At 63.9% G+C, this 24,521-nt stretch carries 21 protein-coding genes; 11 read left to right on the forward strand and 10 right to left on the reverse strand.

All coding sequences use genetic code 11. The features are described 5' to 3' along the window. The first annotated feature begins 27 nt into the window (after positions 1–27). From RhoFasB10_RS17570 to RhoFasB10_RS17605, 8 genes are all read left to right on the forward strand, one after another. Complete coding sequence (locus tag RhoFasB10_RS17570; RefSeq protein ID WP_167677654.1) at positions 28–1,230, forward strand: acyl-CoA dehydrogenase family protein; 1,203 nt, start codon at positions 28–30, stop codon at positions 1,228–1,230. Beyond that, positions 1,227–1,985 (forward strand): glucose 1-dehydrogenase, encoded by a 759-nt coding sequence (locus tag RhoFasB10_RS17575; RefSeq protein WP_167677656.1) that lies wholly within the window; start codon positions 1,227–1,229, stop codon positions 1,983–1,985. Before RhoFasB10_RS17570 ends, RhoFasB10_RS17575 begins: the two co-directional genes overlap by 4 nt. 26 nt (positions 1,986–2,011) lie before the next feature. Beyond that, complete coding sequence (locus RhoFasB10_RS17580; RefSeq protein ID WP_167677658.1) at positions 2,012–2,767, forward strand: SDR family oxidoreductase; 756 nt, start codon at positions 2,012–2,014, stop codon at positions 2,765–2,767. Continuing rightward, positions 2,767–3,843 (forward strand): alcohol dehydrogenase catalytic domain-containing protein, encoded by a 1,077-nt coding sequence (locus tag RhoFasB10_RS17585; RefSeq protein WP_167677660.1) that lies wholly within the window; start codon positions 2,767–2,769, stop codon positions 3,841–3,843. Before RhoFasB10_RS17580 ends, RhoFasB10_RS17585 begins: the two co-directional genes overlap by 1 nt. A gap of 17 nt (positions 3,844–3,860) precedes the next feature. Beyond that, positions 3,861–5,357, forward strand: coding sequence for a class I adenylate-forming enzyme family protein (locus tag RhoFasB10_RS17590; RefSeq protein WP_167677695.1), 1,497 nt, complete (start codon positions 3,861–3,863; stop codon positions 5,355–5,357). A 41-nt stretch (positions 5,358–5,398) separates the two neighbouring features. Then, positions 5,399–6,022, forward strand: a complete 624-nt coding sequence (locus tag RhoFasB10_RS17595; RefSeq protein ID WP_167677662.1) for a TetR/AcrR family transcriptional regulator — start codon at positions 5,399–5,401, stop codon at positions 6,020–6,022. Between the two features lie 70 nt (positions 6,023–6,092). Continuing rightward, the gene (locus tag RhoFasB10_RS17600; RefSeq protein WP_167677663.1) at positions 6,093–6,434 is read left to right on the forward strand and encodes an EthD domain-containing protein; all 342 of its coding nucleotides are present in this window, start codon (positions 6,093–6,095) and stop codon (positions 6,432–6,434) included. Further along, positions 6,434–7,444, forward strand: coding sequence for an MBL fold metallo-hydrolase (locus tag RhoFasB10_RS17605; protein ID WP_167677665.1), 1,011 nt, complete (start codon positions 6,434–6,436; stop codon positions 7,442–7,444). Before RhoFasB10_RS17600 ends, RhoFasB10_RS17605 begins: the two co-directional genes overlap by 1 nt. A gap of 11 nt (positions 7,445–7,455) precedes the next feature. Here RhoFasB10_RS17605 and RhoFasB10_RS17610 read toward each other — a convergent pair whose 3' ends face one another. The 7 genes from RhoFasB10_RS17610 to RhoFasB10_RS17640 form a co-directional block, all read right to left on the reverse strand. Then, positions 7,456–8,217 carry an SDR family oxidoreductase gene (locus RhoFasB10_RS17610; protein WP_167677667.1) on the reverse strand — a complete coding sequence of 254 codons (762 nt, stop codon included), beginning with the start codon at positions 8,215–8,217 and terminating at the stop codon, positions 7,456–7,458. A gap of 11 nt (positions 8,218–8,228) precedes the next feature. After that, complete coding sequence (locus RhoFasB10_RS17615) at positions 8,229–9,956, reverse strand: ABC transporter permease subunit (RefSeq protein ID WP_167677669.1); 1,728 nt, start codon at positions 9,954–9,956, stop codon at positions 8,229–8,231. Then, entirely contained in the window at positions 9,956–11,119 is a 1,164-nt protein-coding gene (locus RhoFasB10_RS17620; RefSeq protein WP_167677671.1) for an ABC transporter ATP-binding protein, read from the reverse strand. Before RhoFasB10_RS17620 ends, RhoFasB10_RS17615 begins: the two co-directional genes overlap by 1 nt. Next, positions 11,120–11,902: an SDR family NAD(P)-dependent oxidoreductase gene (locus RhoFasB10_RS17625; protein WP_167677673.1), complete on the reverse strand. Its 783-nt coding sequence runs from the start codon at positions 11,900–11,902 to the stop codon at positions 11,120–11,122. 34 nt (positions 11,903–11,936) lie between these two features. Beyond that, positions 11,937–12,974 (reverse strand): extracellular solute-binding protein, encoded by a 1,038-nt coding sequence (locus RhoFasB10_RS17630; protein WP_084423534.1) that lies wholly within the window; start codon positions 12,972–12,974, stop codon positions 11,937–11,939. Between the two features lie 219 nt (positions 12,975–13,193). Further along, positions 13,194–14,540: an FAD-binding protein gene (locus tag RhoFasB10_RS17635; protein ID WP_167677675.1), complete on the reverse strand. Its 1,347-nt coding sequence runs from the start codon at positions 14,538–14,540 to the stop codon at positions 13,194–13,196. A 34-nt stretch (positions 14,541–14,574) separates the two neighbouring features. Then, positions 14,575–16,155: an MFS transporter gene (locus RhoFasB10_RS17640; protein WP_167674219.1), complete on the reverse strand. Its 1,581-nt coding sequence runs from the start codon at positions 16,153–16,155 to the stop codon at positions 14,575–14,577. Between the two features lie 134 nt (positions 16,156–16,289). On the opposite strand from RhoFasB10_RS17640, the gene RhoFasB10_RS17645 reads away from it, so the two are divergent. After that, positions 16,290–17,315, forward strand: coding sequence for an NADP-dependent oxidoreductase (locus tag RhoFasB10_RS17645; RefSeq protein ID WP_167677677.1), 1,026 nt, complete (start codon positions 16,290–16,292; stop codon positions 17,313–17,315). Between the two features lie 92 nt (positions 17,316–17,407). On the opposite strand, the gene RhoFasB10_RS17650 is transcribed toward RhoFasB10_RS17645, so the two are convergent. From RhoFasB10_RS17650 to RhoFasB10_RS17660, 3 genes are all read right to left on the reverse strand, one after another. Next, the gene (locus RhoFasB10_RS17650; RefSeq protein WP_346764420.1) at positions 17,408–18,412 is read right to left on the reverse strand and encodes a DMT family transporter; all 1,005 of its coding nucleotides are present in this window, start codon (positions 18,410–18,412) and stop codon (positions 17,408–17,410) included. A gap of 1,917 nt (positions 18,413–20,329) precedes the next feature. Continuing rightward, complete coding sequence (locus RhoFasB10_RS17655) at positions 20,330–20,680, reverse strand: helix-turn-helix transcriptional regulator (protein ID WP_032364201.1); 351 nt, start codon at positions 20,678–20,680, stop codon at positions 20,330–20,332. 13 nt (positions 20,681–20,693) lie between these two features. Continuing rightward, positions 20,694–21,806, reverse strand: a complete 1,113-nt coding sequence (locus tag RhoFasB10_RS17660) for a tyrosine-type recombinase/integrase (protein WP_032405569.1) — start codon at positions 21,804–21,806, stop codon at positions 20,694–20,696. Positions 21,807–22,019: 213 nt separating this feature from the next. On the opposite strand from RhoFasB10_RS17660, the gene RhoFasB10_RS17665 reads away from it, so the two are divergent. Both RhoFasB10_RS17665 and RhoFasB10_RS17670 read left to right on the forward strand, forming a co-directional pair. Further along, positions 22,020–22,250, forward strand: coding sequence for a heavy-metal-associated domain-containing protein (locus RhoFasB10_RS17665; protein ID WP_032364250.1), 231 nt, complete (start codon positions 22,020–22,022; stop codon positions 22,248–22,250). Positions 22,251–22,283: 33 nt separating this feature from the next. Beyond that, positions 22,284–24,452, forward strand: coding sequence for a heavy metal translocating P-type ATPase (locus tag RhoFasB10_RS17670; protein ID WP_068425802.1), 2,169 nt, complete (start codon positions 22,284–22,286; stop codon positions 24,450–24,452). Positions 24,453–24,521: the final 69 nt, after the last annotated feature.

Below are 24,521 nucleotides of genomic sequence, written 5' to 3' on the forward strand. Positions count from 1 at the left end.
CCCCACCTACGACAGAAGCGAAGACAAGTGGACTTCTCCTACTCCGCGCGCACCGAGGAACTGATCGGCACGCTCGAATCCTTCATGAACGATTACGTCTACCCGGCCGAGAAGGTGTACGACGAGCAGATCGCCGCGAACGACAAACCGCATGAGCAACCGCAGATCATGCGCGATCTGCAGTCTCGCGCACGCGAACTCGGGCTCTGGAACTTGTTCATGACGCACGACGGGCTCGGCGCAGGGCTGACGAACCTCGAGTACGCGCCACTCGCCGAGATCGTCGGACGCTCGATCATCGGCAACGAAGCGATCAACTGTTCGGCCCCGGACACCGGCAACATGGAGATCCTCGCCATGTACGGCACCGACGAGCAGAAGCAGCAGTGGCTGAAGCCGTTGCTGGGCTGCAGTATTCGGTCGGCATTTGCGATGACCGAGCCGGACGTCGCAAGTTCCGACGCCACCAACATCACGTCGACGATTCGGCGCGACGGCGACGACTACGTGATCAACGGACGCAAGTGGTACACCTCGGGTGTTCTCGACCCGGACTGCAAACTGATGATCTTCATGGGCAAGTCCGATCCCGAAGGGCCGACCTATCGCCAGCAGAGCATGATCCTGGTACCGACGGACACCCCCGGCATCGAGGTGCTGCGCGATCTTCCGATGTTCGGATTCCAGGATCGCCTCGGCCACGGCGAGGTGCAGTTCACCGACGTGCGGGTGCCCGCGTCGAACATGCTCGGTGCCGAGGGCGACGGATTCGCGATCGCACAGGGACGATTGGGCCCCGGTCGCATGCACTACGCGATGCGTGCGATCGGAATGGCCGAGCGCGCACTGGAAATGATGTGCCGTCGCGCCACCGAACGTCACGCGTTCGGTGGGCCCCTTACGGATCGCGGCGTCGTGCGCGAGTGGATCGCGCGCAGCCGCGTCGAGATCGATCAGATCCGTTTGCTGGTCCTGAAATCCGCCTGGCTGATGGACACGCGTGGAAATGCCTCGGCGCGATCGGAAGTCGCAGCCATCAAGGTCGCGGCTATGGAGGTCGCGCACACCGTCGTCGATCGTGCGGTGCAGGTGCACGGCGCTGCCGGCGTCAGCAACGACACGATCCTCGCGCGACTCTATGCCATCACACGTGCGCTGCAGATCGCCGACGGCCCGAACGAAGTCCACTTGCGAACCATCGCCCGACTCGAAGTGAAGAAATACGCATGAGCACACCGACATTGGCAGGCAAGGTAGCGCTGGTGACCGGCGCGAGCCGTGGACTGGGACTCGCCATCGCGCGAGGTCTGCGTGACGCGGGCGCAACCGTCGTCGTCTCGAGCCGCAAGCTCGACGCCTGTGAGGCGGCGGTGGCGGCGCTGGGCGACACGGGCCCCGGCACCGCACACCCCTACGCGCTGCACATAGGGCACTGGGAGACAATCGAACCTGCCGTCGACGACATCATCACGCGATTCGGCAGCCTCGACATCGTCGTCAACAACGCCGGGATCGCTCCCCTCGCCCAGAATCTCGCGTCGGTGACGGAAAGCCTGTGGGACAAAACGATCGAGGTCAACCTCAAGGGCCCGTTCAGGCTGATGGCCGTGGCCGGAGAACGTATGGCGGCCGCGGGTGGCGGTTCCATCGTGAACATCTCGAGCATCGGCGCCGAGCGACCGAGCCCACCGGAGGCGATGTATGCCGCGGCGAAGAACGGACTCAACGCGCTGACAAGGGCGTTCGCGCAAGAGTACGCGCCCACCGTGCGCGTCAACTGCATCATGCCCGGCGGGTTCGCCACCGACATGTCGGAGAACTGGGACGACGAGTTCATCGGCAAGATCGTCGATCGTCTGCCCGCAGGCAGGCTCGGCAGTCCCTACGAGATCGCCGGGCTCGTCACCCATCTCGCATCCGACGCCGCCGGATACACCACCGGCGCGCTCATCCCGGTCGACGGCGGCCGCACTGCGGTGTACTGATTCTGCGAAACGAAGGAACTGTTCTGATGGACACCATGTTCGGGCTCTCGAACCGCGTCGCCATCGTCACGGGCGCGTCGTCGGGCCTGGGTCTCGGGTTCGCTCGCACCCTCGCTACTGCGGGCGCAACCGTATATGCGGCGGCCCGACGCCTCAATCGCCTCGAAGCCCTCGCCGCCGAGGTGCCGAGCATCGTCCCGGTGCAGTGCGACGTCACCATCGACTCGGACCGGCGCGCGCTCGTCGATCGCTGCTTCGAACAATCGGGGCGTCTCGACGTCCTGGTCAACAATGCAGGCAAGCCCGGTCTGCCCAACGCCGAGGACGAGACGCTCGATGGGTTCCAGTCGATTCTCGACGTCAACCTGGTCGCCGGTTTCCACCTCGCAACCTACGCAGCAGGCAAGATCCCGCCGGGCGCGACAGCGTCGTTCGTCAACATCTCCTCGGTCATCGGTCTGGTGTCGACAGCCCCGATCGGAGGAGCGAGCTATGCCGCATCCAAGGCGGGGACGCTCGGTTTGACCCGCGAACTCGCCGGTCAGTGGGGTCGACGTGGGATCCGGGTGAACGCCGTGGTGCCGGGATGGTTCGATACGGAGATGACCGACGGGTTGTTCACCAACGACAAGTCGGCCGGCTGGGTTCGACGCAACACGATGCTCGGACGCGGCGGCGCCGACGGAGAGATCGACGGCGCCGTGCTGTTCCTGGCCTCCGACGCGTCGTCCTACATGACGGGACAGACCCTGATCGTCGACGGCGGCTGGACGGCCCGCTGATGCTGGCCGTCCAGCTCACCGAGTGGGGTGCGCCGCCCGAGTTCCGCGACGTTCCCGACCCCGAACCCATCGGCGAGCAACTCGTGCTACGTGTCGACGCGGCCGGCTTGTGCCGGTCGGACCTGCACGTCATGGATTCGTCGGCGGCCCGGTTCGCGTATCCCCTGCCACTGACACTGGGCCACGAGGTGGCAGGAACCGTCGTCGCCGCGGGTCCTGCGGCCGACAGCTCGTGGATCGGGCAGTCGGTCGTCGTACACGGCCTCTGGGGGTGCGGCACGTGCCGACAGTGCTTGCGTGGCAGACAGAATTACTGCCTGGCTCTGGCGCCGACGTCGGAGGGTCGACTCGTGCCGATCGGCAACGGTCTCGGCCACGGTGGCGGACTGGCAGAGCTGATGGTCGTTCCGTCGGACGACGTGCTGATCCCCATAGGCTCGCTGGACCCCATCTCGGCGGCGCCTCTCGCCGACGCCGCACTCACCGCGTACCACTCTATTCGCACCAATGCCGACGTGATCGACAGCCGCAGCGTCGTCGTGGTCGTGGGAGTCGGTGGACTCGGACACCTGGCCGTACAGATCCTACGATCGATGCGAGCGGGCCGGATCGTGGCGATCGAAACCCGCGTCGAAACACATTCTGTCGCTGTGCATTCCGGCGCACACGAATGCCACGAAACCTTTTCGGACGCACAAGGCAGCATCGAAGGTCTCGGCGGCGCCGACTTGGTGCTCGACTTCGTCGGCGCACCCGGCACGGTCGACGCAGGTGCGGAAGTACTCACGCCCGGTGGACGACTCGTCGTCGTGGGCAGCGCGGGCGGCCGGCTGACCGTCGGAAAGGATCTCGGTATGGCTGCGGGATGGCATGTGAGCGCGCCGTTCTGGGGAACTCGCGACGATCTACGTGCCGTCGTAGCACTCGCACAGGACGGGGCCCTGCACGCTGAGGTCACCACCTTCCCGTTCACCGACACCCTCGACGCCTACCAGCAACTACGCGCGGGGTCCATCACCGGCCGCGCGGTGATCGACATGAACGTATCGCGACGGAGAGAAGAGACACGACCGTGAAATGGCTTGCAGAACAGATGGTGTCCCGTGCTCAGCACTCACCCGACGACGTCGCCGTGGTCGACGAGTCGGGTAGTCACACGATCGGAAAGGTCGTCGCGGCCGCGCAAGTCTTGGCCGACGCCATCTCCGCCATCGACGTCGGCGCACCGACTGCGTTGATTCAAGCGGACAACACGTGGCGCACCGTCGCCACCGCACTGGCCGTCGGATTGCGCGGCGGCGTCGTCGCCGTGTTCAGCCCGCACGCGACCGAATCCGAATTCCACCTGGCGCTGGAGGACATCGCCCCGGATATCGTCGTCGGGGACCCGGATTCGTTGTCGCACTGGGGCGTTACCGACGAGCTGTTCCCCGTGTCGAACACCGCGTTCGCTGCGCATTCGGTGAGGTCGACGGGGCGTCCGTTCAGAGGCGTCGAACGGTGGAACGGTGGCGCGGCGATCGCCATGACATCCGGGTCGACCGGACGACCCAAGTGTGTCGTGCAGTCCGAGGATGCCATTCGCTATGCCTGCACCAGCACCATCCATGCAGTAGGGCTGAAGCCGGGTGAGGCGATCGGCGCGTTCGTCCCTCTGTCGTCCGTCGCCGCATACTGTTTCGGCATGTACCTCCCCGCCCTGCTGGGTGGACGGATGGTTTCGATCGGCCGATGGTCCCCCGCCGGAGCGCTCGAAGCAGTGAACGATCACCAGGTGGCGTGGACGATGTTGGTGCCGACGATGGCGCTGCAACTGTCCGTCGCACCCGACTCGAAGGGCGCGTTGACGCCGATGCGCGCCATGACCGTCGGCGGCGGCCCGATGAACGAACGTGCTCTCGGCGAGGCCGAGCAGTGGCTGAACACGACGTTCCTCCGCGTGTTCGGTATGTCGGAATGCCTCGGTCACACGACACCTGCGCTGGACGATCCGCCGTCGATCCGTCTCGGTCGCGACGGCCGTCCGTTCCCTGGCACGACTGTCCGTGCCGTCGACTCGGCCGGCGCTCCCCTTCCTCCCGGCGAGATCGGTGAAGCTCAGGTCACGGGCCCGTCGCTCTACGTCGGCTACGCGCGTGAGGGCAAACCGGTTCCACCGCAGCTCACACCCGAGGGATACCTGCCCACCGGCGATCTGGTCGAGGTCTTCGACGACGGCTCGATTCGCGTCATGGGCAGGCAGAAGCAGATCATCATTCGTGGTGGACGGAACATCGACATCAACGAGATGGAATCTGCACTCGCGGCACTCGATTCCGTCGTCCAGGTCTGTGTCGTGCCTGTCCCCGACGACCTGCTCGGCGAACGAGCAGCAGCGCTCATCGTCACGGGCGGCGACGCAATGACATTGAGCGATGTCACTTCTCGTCTCGCTGCCACCGACTTCCCCAAGTTCAAGTGGCCGGAATACGTGTTCACGGTCGACGATCTGCCGCAGAATCGCGTCGGAAAGTTGTCTCGGCCCGACGCGACCGAGCTCGCCCGCAAGTTGGCGTCACTAACTGACTCGAATTCAGATCGAAAACTGTAGACTCGACTGAATCTGTACACGCATCGACAGTGGGGACACCAATGACCGTAGGAACCGGCGTTCGTCGCGAGAGTCCACGATCCAAGCGAACCCGCATCTTGTCCGCAGCCATCGACCATTTCGGCAAGGTGGGGTACGAGCACACCAAGTGGGCGTCCATCGCCGACGAGGTCGGTATAGGACAGACCGCGCTGTACCACTACTTCGAGTCCAAGGGCCATTGCCTGCTCACCATCATGCGGCTCGAACTGGCCGACTCCGTCGAACGATTCAGCTCAGCGACGGAGGACGTCTCCGATCCGGAGGAGGCGTTGCGCGCAGCGGTCACCGCGTCGCTCGCAGCCACTCCGACCGATGCGTTGCAACGACGAATCCTGCAGAGCCACATGGATTTGCTCGCCACCGAGCGTCAGTCGGCGAAAGAGGAAGCCGAGCGACTGCAGTGCCGTGATCTGGTGCACCAGATCGAAATCAACTGGACGTCACTGATCGCGCGCGGCATCGAATCGCGCGAATTCACCAAGTCGGACCCGACGATGCAGGCACGCCTCGTGCTGGCGTTGATCATCAGCGTGTGGCGTTGGTACCGACCGGACGGCAAGCTCTCGATCGACGAGATCGCCGAATTCGTCACCGATGCCGTGATGCGAGTCGTCCGAAAGTAGATCTCTTCGGAGTTGGGCCCGCGGGCCCTTCCCGTCCAGCCAAAACGAACAGAATTCAGTTGGGAGAATCATGTACAACTTGGTACTGGTCGCGGCGCGGCCACCCGAATGGACGCACGACCAATTCATCACCTGGTGGCGAGGCGAACACGCCGATGTCACCTATCCCCTGCCGGGCCTTCTTCGATGGCAGCACACAGAACTGCTCGAGGCGTTCGGCGGACGATCCGAGGGCTGGGACGGACTGTCGGTCCTCAGTTTCGAATCCCGCGATGCACTCGAAGCCGCACTGGCAAGCCCGGAATGGAAGGCCGCCGTCGAACACGTCGGGAACATGGGCGGCCGTCGCATGATGTGGTACGGCGACGAGAAGACTATGGTTCCGCTGAAGGCAGTCGCGAGCGACTCGTGATGGCGTCGTCCTGGACCGAAGCCGGGTGCTTTCCCGTAACGGACGGCGTCCACCGCATCCCGCTGCAGATGCCGCAGGACGGTCTGCGTGCGATCAATGTCTATGTCCTCGAGACCGATAGCGGACTGGCCTTGATCGACGGCGGTTGGCATCGCGAGACGACGCACGACGAACTGTCGAAAGCGTTGTCTCACATAGGTCGTCGACCGTCGGAAATTCACGACATCTACGTCACACACGTGCACCGCGACCATTACACGTTCGCGGTGGAGTTGCGGCGTCGGTACGAATGTCGGGTTCATCTGGGCGCGGCGGAGGCGCCCGGCATCGCGGCCATCAACGAATTGGGAAGCAACGTCCCCGAAAGTTCGATTCGTGAACTGCACCGAGCAGGGGCAGACCGTATAGCCCGAATCGCTCGAAAGAGCGCTCTGACAGAACCTTTCGCTGTGTCGGATTGGGAACCTCCGGACGGATGGTCGACAGCCGGCCCCGTCGACATTCCGGGCCTTCGAATCGAGGCGGTGCATACACCTGGCCATACCAAGGGCCACATGGTGTTTTACGACCTGGATCGCGGCATGACATTCACCGGCGATCACGTGCTACCGACCATCACTCCGTCCATCGGATTCGAGCTCGGTGACTGGGATCTGCCGTTGGCGAAGTACATCGCGTCCCTCGAGATGATGCTCGACGACGCCGATCGAACGATGTTGCCGTCGCACGGGTTTCCCGGTGGCAGTGTCCACGAACGGTGCCGCCAGCTTCTCGCGCATCACGAGCGCAGGCTGACCGACACACTCGCCGTGGTCGACGGTCGTGGCCCCAGCACGGGCGCCGCGGTCGCTGCCGGTCTCACATGGACCCGTCGTGATCGGTCGTTCGACGAGCTCGACGATTTCAACCAGATGGTCGCGACGTGTGAAACTCTCGCGCATCTGGACGTTCTGGTCATGCGCGGAAAACTCTGTGTCCGAAACCGATACGGGGTGGACATCTTCGGCTAGGGCTTTGCCCCTCAGGCGCAGGTCCAGCCGCCATCGACATAGAGTTCGGACCCGGTAACGAACGTCGAGTCGTCTCCGGCCAGAAATGCCACTGCCGCAGCAACTTCCGACGCAGTGCCCAATCGACCCATCGGCGTTTTGGCGACCATGGCCTGGTGCCGCTCGGATCCCTCGTACCGCTCGAGCAATTGCTCCGTACCGATGAACCCAGGGTGCAGCGAGTTGACGCGCACGCCCTTCGTCGCCCAGTGCAGCGCGGCGTTCTTCGTCATCGTGCGGACTGCACCTTTCGCAGCCGCGTAGGCGACGCTGTTGCCCAGTCCACCGACGCTGCCGAGGATCGAGCAGATGTTGACGATCGATCCACCACCGGACTGCTCGACGAACGCGCCCGCGTGCTTCATGCCGAGCCACGTGCCCGTCTGGCCGACTTCGACGACCCGGTTGAACGTCTCGACGGTCTCGTCCACGACGGTTCCGAGACTGCCGATGGCGCCATTGTTGACGAGCGCGTCGAGCCGCGAATACCGTTCCGTCACAGCGGCGACGACGTCCCGCCACTGACCTTCCTGCGTGATGTCGAGCGACAGCGCTAGGTGAGCTTCTGGATTGTCCTGCTCGGCCACGAGTTTCTCGCAGGGCACCTGATCGACATCGGTGACGACGACCGAAGCGCCCTCGGACGCGAGTCGTCCGACGATGGACGCGCCGAGTCCGCCAGTCGCCCCCGTTACCAGCACGATCTTGTCGCTCAATCGCGAAGACGTATCCATCCTTCTCTCGATCACAACTTGCTCAATACGTTTCGGCCGCCGACGAGCATCGCGAACGCGACACCGACCGTCGTCACGGCCGTCATCAGCAGCGCCATTGCCGCGACGAGCGGGTAGGAACCGTTCTGCCACATGTCGAACAGCAATGTGCCCATGACCTGTGTCGTGGATGCGCGAACGAGCAGCGACGCCGCGAACTCGTGCGTCAGCAGGATGAACATCAACGCGACCGCACTGAGAATCGTCGGACGCATGAGCGGCAGCATGATGCGCAGCGTCGTCACGAACGGCGATGCACCACTAGTCGCCGACGCCTCGGTGTACGTATTTCCCAGCGACAGCATCGCCGTCATCTGCATCCTCGTCGCGAACGGCAACATCAGCACGACGTAGACGAGAATGATCACCGTCCGAGTGCCGTACAGGATGAGGGGCGGTTCGGTGTAGGTGAGCAGGAATCCGACACCGAAGATCACTGCCGGGATACCGAGCGGCAGCGCCGTGATCAGGTCTGCGATGAGCGCGAGGATCTTGAAACGTCTGCCGCGGACGAGGAGGTTGGCCATCAGGTATCCGAGCGGAATGCAGATCGCCACCGCCCCGAGCGACGTCAGCACGCTGGTGATCACCGATTGCACGACTGCATTGTTCCCGAGAAGCTCACGGAAGTTGTCCAGTGTCAACAGACTCCATGACAACGACCCGGACCAGTACGGCGTCAGGGACACGATGATCAGGCCGAGCAGTGGGATCACGAGCGCGAACAAAGCGAAAATTCCGATTGTCACCGCGGCCCAGGTGCCTCGCCCGCTGGGCGTCGAGAACGCCTTGCCGCCGTGCGTGACGAACCGAGTCTGGTTGCCCAACAGGACCTTCTGCGTGAGAACGAGGACGATTCCGAAGATCACGAGGGGCGAACCGGCGGCCGCAGCCGCAGCGAAGTCCGACGGCGATTCCGACACACGCCGGTACATCTCCGTCGTCAGCACCTTGACGCCGCTGTTCTGCCCGAGCAGCAACGGACCGGTGAACTGACCGAGGCCGAGCAGTAAGGCGATACCACCGCCGTAGATGAGTGAGGGCCGCAGCAACGGCAGAACGATCTTGAAAAAGATTCCCAGCGTGGACGATCCGCTGACCTGAGCCGCTTCGAGATGCTCGGAGCTGATGTTCTGCATCCCGGAGCTGACGAACAGGTAGACGAAGGACGTCAGACCGAATCCGGTGAGGACGATGATCCACGGAACGGTGTACACATCGATCGGGCCGGTGTCCGATCCACTCCACCACGGCAACTTTCGCAGCAGAACGTTGAGATAGCCGGGCCCCGGCGACAACAGGAACGCCCAGCCGACGACGCTCGCCACGGCAGGCATGACGATCGGCAGAATCGGAATGATCCGGAGCCAGCCGAGTTTCGCCGGCAACCTACTTGCAGCGAATGCCAGCAGAGTGCCGAGAGCCATCGCGATCACGAGAGAACCGAGCGCGAGCGCGATCGTCGTCCGCAGCGTCACACCGACGTCGAACCGGCCGTACTGGCTCGAGTAGCCGGCGGCACCGTCTTCGAGCGCCAGCATCTGGAGTCGAATCATCGGGAGCACGACGAGATAACCGAGGATCGCCAGCAGCGCCACGTACCCGATACGAGCGCGCCAATGCGGAGGAATAGAGAACGACGACCTCGTCGGCGTGGGCGGCGTGACGTCCGTCGTGTCCGATGCAGTGAGGGTGGCCATCAGGAACGGTCTCCTGCACCCGTGGCAACCAGGTCCGGCGTCGCTGCAGGCTCGCTCCCCGCACCTGGATACACCCGAAGACTCGACGGCGAGAAGCTGACGACGACGTCGTCCCCGGGGCTGCTGCTGCGGAGCGATCGACCGTGTTCGGCGGCCGACGCGCGGAGCATCAGCTGTTCGGTGCCCGTCTTGACCGTGACGTCGAAGTAGCGGCCGCCGTATTCGTGCGCGACCAACTGCGCGTGCAACGGAACGTTGCCTGCCGGAACATCGCTCGTCGACGCGTGCAGCATAACGTCGTCCGGACGGAAGCGCGCCACGGCGACCGACCCTTGGTCGGCTCGGTCACGTACGACCGCAGCCGACAGATCGATGACGTCACCGGCGCTGGTGACCCACCCGTTGTGTCCGTTGCGAAGTTCGAGACGGTTGCCCATCCCGATGAACGCGGCGACGTATTCGGACACCGGGTTCTCGAAGACGTCCTCGGGTGCGTCGTACTGCTCGATCTTGCCTGACTTCATGATGGCCAGCCGGTCACCGAGGGCGAACGCCTCGGACTGATCGTGGGTCACGAACACCGCTGTGAAACCGAGCGTTTGGTGGAGTTGGTGAATTTGCGAGCGGACCTGGTCGCGGAGTCGAGCGTCGAGGTTGCTCAGCGGTTCGTCGAACAGCACCAGATCCGGTTCGGCGACGAGCCCGCGAGCCACCGCCACGCGCTGCTGCTGTCCACCGCTCAACTGAGATGGATAGCGATCGAGTAATTTTCCGCAGTCGACCATCTCGGCCGCAGCCTCGACGGCACCGTCGGCGATCGCCTTCTTCAGTTTGCGCACCTTCAAGGGATAACGGATGTTCTCCGCGACGGTCATGTGCGGCCACAAGGCGTACGACTGGAACACCATGCCGATGCTGCGCTTGTGCGCGGGGACGTGGATCTTGGATGCCGCGTCGAACACGGGTGCACCTCGGAACGAAATGGATCCCCCCTGAGGCGTTTCCAGCCCGGCAAGGCATCGCAGTGTCGTGGTCTTTCCGCATCCGCTCGGACCGAGCAACACGAGAAACTCCCCGTGCTCGATCTCCAGGTCGAGCTGGTCGACGACCACGTTCGATCCATAGGTCTTCACGAGACCGGAAACAGCAAATTGCGACGTCATCTAAACACTCACTTTCGAAACTTTCGGTGTACGTACGCCGGCTCCGGTGCCGCCGTCGACCATGATGTCCGACCCTGTCACGTAACTGCTTCCACGCCCGGCGAGGAAGCGGACGACGCCTGCGACCTCCTGGGGCGTCCCACGGCGCTGCATCGGAATGCTGCGCACGTAGGACTCCATGTCGTCTGCCGCGAAATCGGGCGTCGCGGTGATCGCGGTGTCGATGCTTCCCGGGCAGACGGCGTTGACGCGAATGTCCCTGTCGGCCAACTCCAGAGCTGCAACCTTCGTCAGAGCCCGCACTCCGAACTTCGACACACCGTATGCACCGAGTTCGGCCGTCGCCAGCACGCCCCGTAGCGACGAGATGTTGACGACCGATCCACCGGGACGCATGACATCGGCCGCAGCTTTCAGACCGAGGAAGGTGCCGACGAGGTTGAGATCCAGCAGCGTGCGGAACTGCTTCAACGACGTCTGCTGCAACGTGGCTTTCATGGCCGCACCCGCACTGTTGACGAGAACGTCGAGCCCATGACCTTGCCGTGTCATGTCGGAAGTGACTGCAGCCCAGTGTTCTTCATCGGTGACGTCGAGATGTCGATAGTGTGCGTTCGGCCCGAGCCGTTCGGCGAGTTCGATCCCGGCCGTGTCGTCGACATCGGTCAGGTACACCGTCGCTCCCTGCGCCGCGAACAACTCGGCGCATGCCCCGCCGATCCCTCCCGACGCTCCGGTGACGAGCACGCCCCGGCCCTTCATCGACTCGTCGACTCCAGTCATGTTGCGCCCCTCTGGCTTTCTCGTTCGAACGTGGTCAGCTCTGGAACAGGGTCTGCCATTCCTGGGAGTACTGTTCGACCTTCTCGGGCGTCAGGTCCGCGACGTCGGGCGACACGATGTCCTGCGCACGAGCCACCGCGCCCGGGATATCAGGCAGGGCAGCCGCGTATCCACCGTTCAGAGCCGTTTGACCCTCGATCGTCACCATGAAGTTCGCCAGCACCTGCGCCGCATTCGGATGCTGTGAAGCACTCAGAACTTCGGTGTACCAGGGGGTTCCCCACGGCCGCTCCGGAAGCGCCCAATCGACCGGAGCGCCGGCCGCGACCTCGGTGACAAGCGGCTGGACCGACGGGCTCACGACGACCTCACCGGACGTGAGTGCCTGCGCGACACCGAGGGCACTGGGGTATACACGAGGCTTCAACTCGGCCAATCGATCCCAGTAATCCTCGCCGTACGTCTGGCTGTAGTACCGATACATGTCCACGTAGGACGCGATCCCAGTGGGATTGACGATGCCGATCTTGCCCTGGAATTTCGGGTCGAGAAGATCACCCGGCGTCGTCAGCCCCTCCGGGACGGCGTCGGTGTTCCATCCGAGACCGAAGACCGCTGCGCTGGCGAGAAAGAACTTGTCACCGATGACGCTCGCTTCGGGGTCGAATGCAGGCGCCTCGAGATCAGGACCGACGAGGTCCGTCGAATAGGCGCCGGACTCTGCAGCATTCTGAATCCACGACGCGTCGGTAAGCATGTGCACGTCCGCGATACCGGTGCCCGTTCTGTTCTCGGTCTCGACCCGCGGATTGATCTCGGAGTCCGTGCCGCGCACGTATTCCATCTTGATCTCCGGATACTTCGCCTGGAACGCGGCGACCAGTGCGTCCAAGTTGGCGGGCTTCTGGCTCGAGTACAGCATGACGCTGCCTTCCTCGTTGGCCGCCGCTACCACCTCGTCCCAGCTTCCCTCGACCGGACCGGACGCGCTGGAGGATCCACCGCACGCAGTGACGCCGACCAGTGCCGCCGCGGCAGCAAGGGCGATCGTCGCCTTCCTGAAAATCTTCATGTCTGCGTCCTTTCGGGCACGCAAGTGAGCCCCGAGCCGACTCGCACGGTCCTCTTCGAATGTGGTGAGGTTCGACGTTCGAAACGCACTTCACGTCCGGGCAGAACGCCCGGTCGAGCAGTCACTTACGAACTGAACTGATCTCAGTTTGAAAGATAGTGGTCGTTACTTGTGATGTCAATCACCAGAAAGTCTTGACGTGACCCGCATCGCGCGCTACTAGACCGCAGGTACGGAGACACCGTCGACGACGGTCGTTGCCGCGGTGCGTCCGAAGACGAGAGCGCTGGCCAGTCCACCCGCGTAGGCGCGATGCCACAGACCCCCGGTGTCCGATCCCGCAGCCAACAGGCCGGGAATCGGGGCCCCGTCGACACCGAGCACACGAGCACGGTCGTCGACGGACACGCCGTGGAATGGGAACGTGATGGCCGGCACCGTTTCGATGACGTAGTACGGCGGTTCGGCGAGGGGTTCCGCATCGAGGGCGCGGCCGGGCACCAGGTCGTCGTCCCGCAGCGCCGAATCGTTGAATCGCTGGATCTCCGAGGCGATCGCCGACCCGTCGTAACCCCACTCCTCGGGCAGGTACTCGAGTTCGTCGAGCGAGTCCGCCCGACCGACGCGTCCTCCACGCTTGCCTGCAAGCTCGAACTTGTCGATGGCGACGGCGCCCTCCACGTAGGAGGCCAGCATCCAGTCCCGGTGCACCCGAGCGTCGGCGATCAAGAGACCACGCGCCTCCGGCTGCGCGAGCAGTTCCATCGTCGTCAGATGGTCGCCGAGCGTCTCGTCGACGAATCGTTCGTTGCTCAGGTTGAACAGCAGCGCGTGCTCGCTGTAGTAGAGGGACATGTCGACGAAGTCGGCGGGGTCGGCGAGCCGCACGCCACTAGGGATGAGGTGTCCGTAGAAGCCTGCGTTCTCGTTGCGCGTCGCGGCACCGATCGCGTTGGCCAATCGGTACCCGTCGCCGCGGCTGTGCGGATTCGACCGAAGCTCCATGTCGACCGCGGCGGCGTGGACGTGGCGTGCGATCAGTTCCTTGTCACCCTGGAATCCCCCGGTCGCCAGAAGCGTATGTGCGGCATGGACTTCCCGTGCAGGTTCGGAACCGGTCCGGACGCGCGCTCCACGAACCGCAGATCCACCCCGGAGAAGATCGTCGGTGGTGGAGTTCAGCAGCACCGTTCCGCCCGATTGGACGACGATCCGCTTACAGATGTCGACGTAGTGATTCGTGTCGAACGCGTGCCCGCGACCGAAGCTCAGAATCCTCTGTGCCTCACCGACGTCGACTCCGACGGATCGAATCCATTCGACGCCGTCGTCGAACCCATCGATCAGGCGGTGTTTCAGCGCAAGGTCGCCCTTCGGATTCTGCTCGTGCAGCACCTCGTAATTCGGTGCTGTCCACACATATCCAGCGAACCGGGCCGAGCCGCCGACGTCGGGCCCGACCTCGACAACGCAGACCGACTTACATGCTCTGGCTGCGCTGGCAGCGGCAGTCAGGCCCGCCATGCCGCCGCCGATGACCAACAGGTCGTATTCCGGATCGTTCACGTCGATACTCCACTTTCTTGTCAGTGTGCTCTGTTCACACGGTGGTCGGATGGACGAGCACTCGAACGCGAGGCTCCTCCATCAGGTCGGCTGCGAGCGCGGTACGGATGAGTTGTTCCGGAACGGTGAGACGGACCGTCTCCTGGGCGCGGTACTCGGCCCAGTTCTTGAACGTGCAGAATTCGACGTACGTGGTGGCCGAATCGGTCGCCTGAGCCATCGACCAGCGCAACGCCCCTAGGCGTAGCCGCGACGACCTCAAGCGCGGGGCACCTTCGACGAAGTGGCCAGTCCGCTGAGGATGGACCGTGTACGTCGTTTCGACGACGACTTTTCGCCCGTGGAAGTCCGGTTCGAGGTCCGGCGGTCCTGACACGCCGGACGGGTCGGGCGCGATCTCGTCGCTGGGCAGAATCCCACGGCGCAGCAACCCTATCGCCGACACCGCCATCGCCATCGCGGAAAGCACGACGGCGATGGCGAGACCGATCATGTCGGCGAGAAGCCCCCACAGCAGGGCACCGACTGCCTGGCTGCCCTGGAACGTCAGCATGATGAACGCGATCACCCTTGATTTGATCCACGGCGGCATCACGGCATGCGTCGCGATCATCCATGTGCTCTGCACACCCACCCATGCCGCGCCGACGATCACCAGCAGAACGAACACGACCGACGTCAAGGGCACGAACGCGAGACCGGCCAGCACCACCGCGTACGCGGCAGATCCGACCGCTGCGAACGCATTCCAGCTCAGTCGAGTCCGCAGGGGCATCAGAGCGACAGTGCCTGCCACTGCACCGATCCCGATCGCGCCGGACAGAACACCGAACTCGAACGTCGTCACGTGCAACACCTCGTAGGCGACGACCGGCAGCAGCGCCCACAGGCAGCTCGCGGGCAGTCCGAACATCAACACTCGGAACAGCAGCCGACAAGTCCAGCGTGAATGCCGTATGAATCGAAGGCTCGTCGTCACTGATTCCAGGACCGACCCAATCTTCGGGCCTCGCCCGGACGCACGCGGAATCTGACTGGCCGCCAACCCTGTGCACAGCAGGAACAAGACGGTGACCAGACCGAATGTCGAGGTGGCACCCCACGCAGCCAGCAGTGCGCCGCCGAGTACCGGACCGATCGCTCGCGCACCATTGAAGATGGCGCCGTCGATCGCAGGCACGACGGCCATCATCTCTCGGGTTGCCAGCGTCGGCAGAAGCGATTGCCAGACGATCGCCACCGAGGCCAGACCGCATCCGGACATGAAAACGGCAGCCATCAAGATCGGCGTCACAGCGAACCCGAAGAATTGCAGTGTCGTCAGCAGGACCGACGTGACCAGCAGGCCCATTGCAGTTCCCGTCAAGAGCTTCCGATGGCCGGCATGCTCGGCGATCGCGCCGATCGGAAGGGAGAAGAGAAAAAACGGCAGACTCGCTGCGAACTGCACCGACGACACCGTGAACGCGGAGGCGCCGGCTTGCGTCAACGTCCATTGGACTGCGAGAACCAGGATCCAAATCCCGACCGCGGCACTGAGCTCGAACCCCAGCATCATCCGTAGTCGACGGACACGGAACGGTGTCAGGAATCCAACGGTCTGGGATTGTTCCACCTGGGAGCTCCTCTCCAGCTTGCTTGACATGAATTTAGTTCAGTCGACTCGATTCTGTGTTAGTTTCGCCTTCGTCGTCGCCCCGAAGTCGGGCCGACTTTTGATTTTCGCCGCGCATGGGAGGTTTCACCCGCGTGAAGAGCAGAACGATCTGCCTCGCATCCCCACCGACCGGTAAACTGAACCTGTCCCACTTCGACGTGTGCGACACCGACTTGGACGCCCCGAGGGACGGCGAAGTCCTGGTACGGAACATATGGCTGTCGATCGACCCATCGATCCGCCTTCGTCTCGGCCCGGACAGGCCCGCCGGCTATCTACCACCGATCCAACCCGGCGACGCACTGTCAGGGCTCGCGCTCGGCGAAGTTCTCGACTCTCGTAGCGATGGCTTCTCCCCCGGCGACGTCGTGTCCCACATGATGGGCTACCGCGACTACGCGGTTATCGACAGTGTCGCCGGAGGGCTCGGCGGAGCCGGAACTTCGACCAAAATCGATTCGAAAAGCTTCCCTATTCAGTGGTTTCTAGGACCGCTGGGCAGTTCGGGCCTGACTGCGTACGTGGGACTCTTCGACGTACTCGGCATCGAATCGACCGACACGTTATGGGTGTCCGCGGCGGCCGGAGCCGTCGGCAGCATCGCAGCGCAGCTCGCGAAATTACACGGGTGCACCGTCGTCGCATCGGCGGGCAGCGCAGACAAGGTGGCGTTCCTCCGCGAGTCATTGGGCGTGACACGCGCTTTCGACTACCACGACGGCGACGTAGGAGCGCTGCTCGCTCACGCCGCTCCTGACGGCATCGACGCGTATTTCGACAACGTCGGCGGCGGGCATTTCGCTGCCGCTCTCGATCACCTGAATACAGGCGGCCGTGTCGCGATGTGCGGGGCCGTTTCGACCTACGGCGCGAGTGGGTCGATGCCGTCGAACCTGTTCCAGATCACGGCAAAGAGCCTGCGACTGCAGGGTTTCAGAGCCGGCGCCTACAACCATCTCTACGACGACATGCGCGCTCTCGTGGGCGGATACCTGCAGAACGGAACGTTGATCTACCAGGAATCCGTTTACGACGGGCTGGAGCAGGCCCCGGCAGCGCTCGTCGGAATGTTGAACGGCGACACCACAGGGAAGACGCTGGTCAGGGTCGGCCAATGAACCCCGACACCTATTCGACGGACCGCGAACGGCATTGACACACAACGGTTTCGCTGCAACGCCACCGCGGAAGAGCTGGCTGACGACATCGCCTACCTGGCGTCAGCAGGTTCCGACGAAGCATTCGGCGCGATCTTGTCCAGCAACGGCGGCAGATCCACGGTCCGACTCAGCACGATCTCGTCGAAAAGGACGTCTTCGGTCGCAGCCGCAGGGTCGGCGATCGGAGTGACGTCGACGATCACCGCCTCGGCGGGCGCGGCTGCGATGGCGGCCTCGTCTTCCGTCAGCGTTCCCTGTCCGCCACGAATCCACGGCAGAGCGCTGCACGCACCGACCGCGACCGCAAGGCCTGTCCACTGCAGGACATTCAGTGTCTCACCGAGAACGACCTGGGCCGCCAACACACCCAGGACGGGATCGAGCAGTCCGAGAAGACTCACCCGTCCGGAGCCCAGGGTTCGGATTGCGATCAGCGAGCATCCGATCGCGAGAGGCAGCAGTACCAATCCTTGCATCAGGACCGACGCCCACCCGATGGGCGCGAAAGACCAAGTCACGCCGTCGATCACGACGAAGATGCCTACAGTGACACCGGCACCCAATGCAGTCAGACCGGCAGCGGTGACGGCACTCGTCCGGCGAATCCACCGTTCGGCTATCACGAAGTACAGCGCGTAGCCGAACGCACTGGCCAACGCGTAGACCACGCCGGAGAACGCCACCTCGCCGGGGTCGCTCCCGAGCACGAGAGCGAGCCCGCCGATCATGAGAACCCCCAGCACGATTTGTCCGCGGGGCACGCGCTGCCCGAACCCGAGCCACAGAAGTGCCAGCACGATCATCGGGTAGCAGTGCACGACGATGGTCGACAACTGGGCGCCCGAATCCCTCACCGCGACGAAGAAGGCGAGCAACTGCAACCCGAAGATCGGGCCGCAGAAGAAGGCCACACCGAGTGCGTGCGAAGGCTTCGTCGTGCGTAGCCTGCCGGTGACGAGCGCGAAGGTCAGCAGGACAGCGGCACCGATGAGGCAGCGCAGCGTGACTTGGACCGTGCTGGGAACGCCCCCCTGGAGGCCCACTGCGGCGGCCACAGGCGAAAGCGAAAAGGCCACAATGGAAACCAAACCGATGAGCCACGCCTTCGCGATCGGATTCTTCGTGCCGACTGCGCGTACTGGAACCGACACTGGACGGAGACCGGCATCGACCGCCACGTCACGACGGAGGGAGAGCATGGAAGGGCCACAACTTTCGCGACAAGAGGACGTAGACACGGAGATGTGCCTACGCCTGGAGGGGGATATACGAGTGGTAGAGCGGGATGACGACCTATGCCCTACGATCGCGCGTTCATGGAACGAACAAGTGGCTCGGCTCGCTGGGAGAATGTTGACACGCGCGTGACCTGCGGTCAAGCGGACAGAAGACGCCCCCGAACTCGGGCGAGCGTCACGCCGATTCGGCGATCGATCGGTGGTGGATTACACGATTCCTACTGCGGCACAACCGGTTTCGGAGGACATCATTCGAACACAGTTCGAGGCCGTGCACCCATGAGTTACTTGACACCACTGGCAGGGATGGTGTATTCGGGGGTGCGAATGCCGTCGCTCAGGGTCGGCGGTCGGCGGCGTAGTTTGCCCATTGGCCGTTCGTCTTGAAGGTGTGTTTGGCGACGGTATGAGCGTTGAGCCCTAGGATTCCCGCGAGCACACTCGGCGGGAGCTCACGGGCTAGCTGTGCGGTGGCGGACAGTCGTAGCTTTCGGGGCTCGATTCCAATGGCGCGCAACCTGTTTCCTAGACTGGTTGCACTCAACGGTTTGCCTGCGTGGCCACCTGCGAAAAGCCATGTCGTAGGTAGTTGTTCCGCAGTTCCGGTGCGCCGCTTGAGGGGTAGATTTCGGGCGATGGCTGCGAACGGATCTGGCAGGTCGAGGACGTCGGTGGGACCGAGTCGTAGACCTGTGGTCGTCGCGGTGGCAATCACATCGGCTGTGGTGAGGCTGACGATTCGCCGTAGCGGCTGGGCGTAGAGGGCGACCAGCGCACCGGCCAGTCGATCTACCGGGTCGAGTGACTCGTCGTGGATAAGGCGCCGGCCGATCTGCCAGCGATCCTCGGCGTCAGTCGGTAGTTCTGCATGGGCTCGACGCTCTTTCGGGAGGGCAATCTCTTTCGATAGGTGCCGTGTTCTTTGTGCCCAGGTCAAAAACGGGCGGATGTGCCATCGGGACGCACCGGGCTCTGCGAACCAGGCGTCAATGTCGTATTGCGCACATCGAGGCATCTCGGTTCCTCGTCGTTCGAGTGTGTTGAGGAACTGAATGACTTGGAGGATCTGGCAACGTGCGTTCTGTACGGCGGTGCCGATCGGTCGGTGCGTTTCGAGTCCGCGCAAACGCGGCAGTACAGCCCAGTGCGTCCACTGGCTAGCGAGCTTGCGATGGCCTGTGTCGAGTCCGCTGAGGAGTTGCGGGAGCTCCGTCTCGAGCCGCCGGAGACTACGGTGCACGTCGGGGTCGAGGATGCCCGTAGCGATGAGGAGTGATCGGAGGTAGTCGACCGACTTGGGCCGAGGGAGCAGGTCGAGTGATTCGTGCGTGAGGGGAATGGTGCCGTCGTGGAGGCCGCGCAATAGGTCTGTGTTGCGGTTCAGCCATCGCCGTGTGGTCGTCGGTTCAGCCTGCATGATGGCGTCACGAAGTGGTTCCAGGAGCCCGTCGGCAGTCGGTGGTAAGACGTGCTCGAGGTGGCAGCGGAGCGCGCATCGCGCGCACATGCGTTCGCCGTCCATGGCGATCAGGGGCTGACCGACGCTGGGGCACCGCGGGCAGCTTCGCTGCGCCTTCTCGCGACACCATCGGCATAATGCGTTGTCGTCCAACAGCTTGTCGGGTTTCGTGCAGCCGGTGCACGCGCCGCGATGCTGTCGTCGTCTTTTCCTGCAGCGGTCGCACACCCGGACGCGGTCTACGACTGAATTGCACAGTACACAAACAGTATTGATCACTTCTTACGTTTGATTTCCGCTCGCCGTGGTGTGCGCGTCTTCGCGTCGGATGGTGTTGCTGCGGTCTTGGGCCGATGGGTAGTTGTACCGGTCGCTCGCACCGTCGCCCGTTCGGCGACTGGTTCGATCAGATCGTTCGGTGTGCACGAGAGTATGTCGCAGAGCGCCGCGAGGGTACGCAGGCTGAGGCGTTCCGGCGTTCCAGTGACCAGGCGATACACCTGAGCTTCGGACAAACTGATCCCGCGCTCGGCAAGCAGCGGTCCCAAACCGGTCGTCGCGAATATTCCCCTCTCGGCCAACAGTCGGCGTAGGTGCCAGTCGTAGTTCAAGCGTGGCTGTTGCATCCCTGTCTCCGTCCTACTCTGCGGTGAACGCTCGGTCCAATGCCCGTCGGAGGGCATTGTTCTTGTAGTCGGTGCCGACGCTGGTGTAGATCGCGGTGGTAGATCCCCAGGAGTGTCCGAGTTGTTGCTGAACAAACAGGTGGTCGAAACCGTCTTCGAGTAGGTGTGTCGCATACGAGTGCCGTAGGCAGTGCGGACCGAGATGCTTCTCCAGTCCGATTGCGTCCCGGTACTCGGCGAAACGGTGCGAAATCGACTCGGTGCCGACGCGTGCCCGACGTTCTGTCGGCCACATGGCGAGATGGTCGGTGTCGTACAGGGGCCGAATCTCGGTGACCCACTCGGCGACGGCTTCGGCGGCCCACCCCATCGTGGTCAGTACCGTTCGGCGGCGCGGTGGCCCTCCATTGAGGGCTTTGCCGTAGCGAACCGACAATGCGCCATGGCGGCCGAACTCTTTGGCCGCGGAGTTCGCGGTCCAGTCCACGATGTCCAACATCGCTGCCTCGCGGCGACGCAGCCCCCAGGCATAGATGACCTTGAACAACGTCGCGTCTCGGTAACTGGCAAGCCATCCCTTGCGGCCGGACAACCCAACCCGGTTCACCCGCTCATCGCAGTAGTCGAAGAAGGCCTGTAACTCGTCCCTCGTCAGTGGCCGGTTTCCTGGTCGACCTTCGTACTCCCCGCGGTGGACGACGGTGTTCCATTCGTGGAAAACCTGCACCGGGTGAACGCGAAAGTATCGCTGACACACTTCATCCCACCGATATCGGACATCAGTGATGTAGGCGCAGAACAGCGACGCGGCCATCTGGTAGAGCCGCACAGTCGAGTGAGCGACCCCCGAATCGACAAGATGTGCGGTCCACTCCTCGACGTCCATCGACGACCAGTTCCAGGGGTAGTCGTTCGTGAATGCGACCAGCCTCCGCACGATCTGTGTCCGTCGCTCGATCGTCAAGTTTGCGAGCATCCGCGCACGTTGCTGCGTCTCCCATCCGTCGATCATTCCTTCCAGGACCGTTTCCTCCGGAACCAGTAATACGACGCCATCACTGAGGAAGCGGTCGGCGGAACCTTTGGCGTCGGACGCGGGCTTTTTGGCAACAGGGTCGACCGGCACTGGATGAATGTAACAGTCATTCGATGCATGTTCACGTGATGCTCTTCAGCTGCTGATGGCCGACGAGCCCGCGGCCGCCCCCGGAGATCGACGCAGATGCAAGTAGGCGGTTGTGACATGGATGCCCCCTTTTCAACGGTACGGGGAGGGGGTATGGTCCGAATCGTCGCAAGATACCCCCTGGGGGTATCACTCAAGATGAAGGAGTACCTCATGATCACCACGAATTACCGAGTCACCGGCATGACCTGCGGACACTGCGAGGCGTCGGTCCGGGAAGAAGTCGGTGCTGTGGCCGGGGTCGACACGGTCGAAGCATCGGCGTCGGCGGGGACGCTGACGGTGACAAGCGCCGATGAGCCCGACCACGCCCAGGTCGTCGCCGCCGTTCGCGATGCCGGATACACAGCCGAACCGCAACCCGCAGATTCACGCACCGCGTAGCCGCTGAACTCGGTGGAGAGAAGGATTCGCACGATGAACAACCACACACACGCCGATGTCGGCGTGGCCGAGACAGCGGGCACACAGTCGGGCCACGACCCGTCTGGACACAGCGCAGCCCACACCGGACACGGCGAGCAGACTGAACACGAAGGCCATACCGGGCACGGTGGCCATGCCGGTCACGGCGATCACGTCGGCATGTTCCGTCGCCTGTTCGCGATCATGCTGGTCCTCGCCGTCCCGGTGATCGTTGCCTCGAACATGTTCGCGATGCTCCTCGGATACTCGCTGCCCGACGCAGCGTGGATCGCGTGGGTCTCCCCGGTACTGGGCACCGTGATGTATGTCTGGGGCGGTTCCCCGTTCCTCACCGGCGCAGTCAGCGAAATCCGTTCACGTGCACCAGGAATGATGCTGCTCATCGCCCTCGCGATTACCGTCGCATTCGTCGCGTCGATGGGAGCGAGCCTCGGCCTGCTCGATCATCAGCTCGACTTCTGGTGGGAACTTGCCCTGCTGATCGTGATCATGTTGCTCGGGCACTGGATCGAAATGCGATCCCTCGCTCAGACCACCTCCGCCCTGGACTCGTTGGCAGCACTGCTCCCGGACACCGCCGAACGCGTCGACGGCGACGACGTAGTGCAGGTATCCCCGGCCGAGCTGCAGCTCGGTGATCTCGTCGTCGTCCGCCCCGGCGGACGCGTACCCGCGGACGGCACCATCGTCTCCGGATCGGCGAGCATGGACGAATCGATGATCACCGGCGAATCACGCACCGTCCGCCGCAGCGACGGCGACCAGGTCGTCGCCGGCACTGTCGCCACCGACTCCGGCCTGCGCATCCAGGTCACCGCAGTAGGGGAGGACACCGCCCTCGCCGGCATCGGCCGGCTCGTCGCCGACGCCCAGAACTCGACCTCGCGCGCTCAGCGCATCGCCGACACCGCCGCCGGCTGGCTGTTCTGGTTCGCTCTCGGATCCGCGATCATCACCGCCGCCGTGTGGACCCTGGTCGGGATGCCCGACGACGCCGTCATCCGCACCATCACCGTGCTGGTCATCGCGTGCCCGCACGCACTCGGACTCGCGATCCCGTTGGTGGTCTCCATCGCCACCGAACGCGCCGCCCGCGGCGGTGTCCTGGTCAAGGACCGGCTCGCACTCGAAACCATGCGCACGGTGGACACGGTGCTCTTCGACAAGACCGGGACCCTCACCAAGGGTGAACCCACCGTCACCGCAATCGAGGTCGCCGAAGGGCGCACCGCCGCCGAGGTCCTCGCTTTGGCCGCTGCCGCAGAAGCCGACTCAGAACATCCCCTGGCCCGCGCCATCGTCGACGCCGCACGCGCGCGGAACCTGACCGTCCCGGCTGCAGCCGGTTTTCAGTCGTCCCCCGCCGTCGGGGTCTCAGCCGACATCGACGGCCTCCGGATCCAGGTCGGCGGGCCGGCACTGCTCGAGCAAGAGCGCGGTTCCGAACTCGCCGTCGCCGACCGGTGGCGCGGTGACGGGGCGATCATCCTGCACGTCCTCGCCGACGGGGCCGTGATCGGTGCACTCGCGCTCGCCGACGAGATCCGGTCAGAATCACGCACCGCGATCGATGCACTCCACGCCCGCGGAATCACCGTCGTGATGATCACCGGTGATGCCGATGCCGTCGCGAAGTCCGTCGCGACCGAACTCGGTGTGGACCGCTACTTCGCCGGGGTGAAGCCGGAAGACAAGTCCCACACCGTCGCTGCACTCCAGGGCGAAGGACGTACGGTGGCGATGGTCGGCGACGGGGTCAACGACGCACCTGCCCTGGCGCAGGCCGATGTCGGTATCGCGATCGGGGCCGGCACCGACGTCGCTATCGCATCGGCCGGAGTGATCCTCGCCAGCGACGACCCGCGGTCGGTGCTGTCGGTGATCGAACTCTCGCGCGCCTCGTACCGCAAGATGAAGCAAAACCTCTGGTGGGCAGCGGGATACAACCTGATATCGGTTCCGCTCGCGGCAGGAGTGCTGGCACCGGTCGGGTTCGTACTGCCCATGTCCATCGGCGCGATCCTGATGTCGCTGTCGACGATCATCGTCGCCGCGAACGCGCAGCTGCTCCGGCGACTCGACCTCACGCCCGACACCATCGCCGGAGCGCTGAACGAGGGGAGTTCCAATCCTCCGTCGCAGCGCACACCGTCACTGTGAGAGCTGATCTCGTACCGGAAACGCAGCCCTGACGACTGCGAAACGCTGATGGCCGCACCCTCTCCGCCG

The organism is Rhodococcus sp. B10, from assembly GCF_011770055.1.
Lineage (GTDB): Bacteria > Actinomycetota > Actinomycetes > Mycobacteriales > Mycobacteriaceae > Rhodococcoides > Rhodococcoides kyotonensis_B.

What these genes read in the sequence shown, in the direction of transcription:
- RhoFasB10_RS17595 (WP_167677662.1), top strand. Translation starts at nt 5,399, where the DNA reads ATGACCGTAGGAACCGGCGTTCGTCGCGAGAGTCCACGATCCAAGCGA.
- RhoFasB10_RS17590 (WP_167677695.1), top strand. Translation starts at nt 3,861, where the DNA reads ATGGTGTCCCGTGCTCAGCACTCACCCGACGACGTCGCCGTGGTCGAC.
- RhoFasB10_RS17610 (WP_167677667.1), bottom strand. Translation starts at nt 8,217, where the DNA reads ATGGATACGTCTTCGCGATTGAGCGACAAGATCGTGCTGGTAACGGGG.
- RhoFasB10_RS17655 (WP_032364201.1), bottom strand. Translation starts at nt 20,680, where the DNA reads ATGCAACAGCCACGCTTGAACTACGACTGGCACCTACGCCGACTGTTG.
- RhoFasB10_RS17605 (WP_167677665.1), top strand. Translation starts at nt 6,434, where the DNA reads ATGGCGTCGTCCTGGACCGAAGCCGGGTGCTTTCCCGTAACGGACGGC.
- RhoFasB10_RS17625 (WP_167677673.1), bottom strand. Translation starts at nt 11,902, where the DNA reads ATGACTGGAGTCGACGAGTCGATGAAGGGCCGGGGCGTGCTCGTCACC.
- RhoFasB10_RS17585 (WP_167677660.1), top strand. Translation starts at nt 2,767, where the DNA reads ATGCTGGCCGTCCAGCTCACCGAGTGGGGTGCGCCGCCCGAGTTCCGC.
- RhoFasB10_RS17630 (WP_084423534.1), bottom strand. Translation starts at nt 12,974, where the DNA reads ATGAAGATTTTCAGGAAGGCGACGATCGCCCTTGCTGCCGCGGCGGCA.
- RhoFasB10_RS17580 (WP_167677658.1), top strand. Translation starts at nt 2,012, where the DNA reads ATGGACACCATGTTCGGGCTCTCGAACCGCGTCGCCATCGTCACGGGC.
- RhoFasB10_RS17600 (WP_167677663.1), top strand. Translation starts at nt 6,093, where the DNA reads ATGTACAACTTGGTACTGGTCGCGGCGCGGCCACCCGAATGGACGCAC.
- RhoFasB10_RS17575 (WP_167677656.1), top strand. Translation starts at nt 1,227, where the DNA reads ATGAGCACACCGACATTGGCAGGCAAGGTAGCGCTGGTGACCGGCGCG.
- RhoFasB10_RS17670 (WP_068425802.1), top strand. Translation starts at nt 22,284, where the DNA reads ATGAACAACCACACACACGCCGATGTCGGCGTGGCCGAGACAGCGGGC.
- RhoFasB10_RS17665 (WP_032364250.1), top strand. Translation starts at nt 22,020, where the DNA reads ATGATCACCACGAATTACCGAGTCACCGGCATGACCTGCGGACACTGC.
- RhoFasB10_RS17620 (WP_167677671.1), bottom strand. Translation starts at nt 11,119, where the DNA reads ATGACGTCGCAATTTGCTGTTTCCGGTCTCGTGAAGACCTATGGATCG.
- RhoFasB10_RS17615 (WP_167677669.1), bottom strand. Translation starts at nt 9,956, where the DNA reads ATGGCCACCCTCACTGCATCGGACACGACGGACGTCACGCCGCCCACG.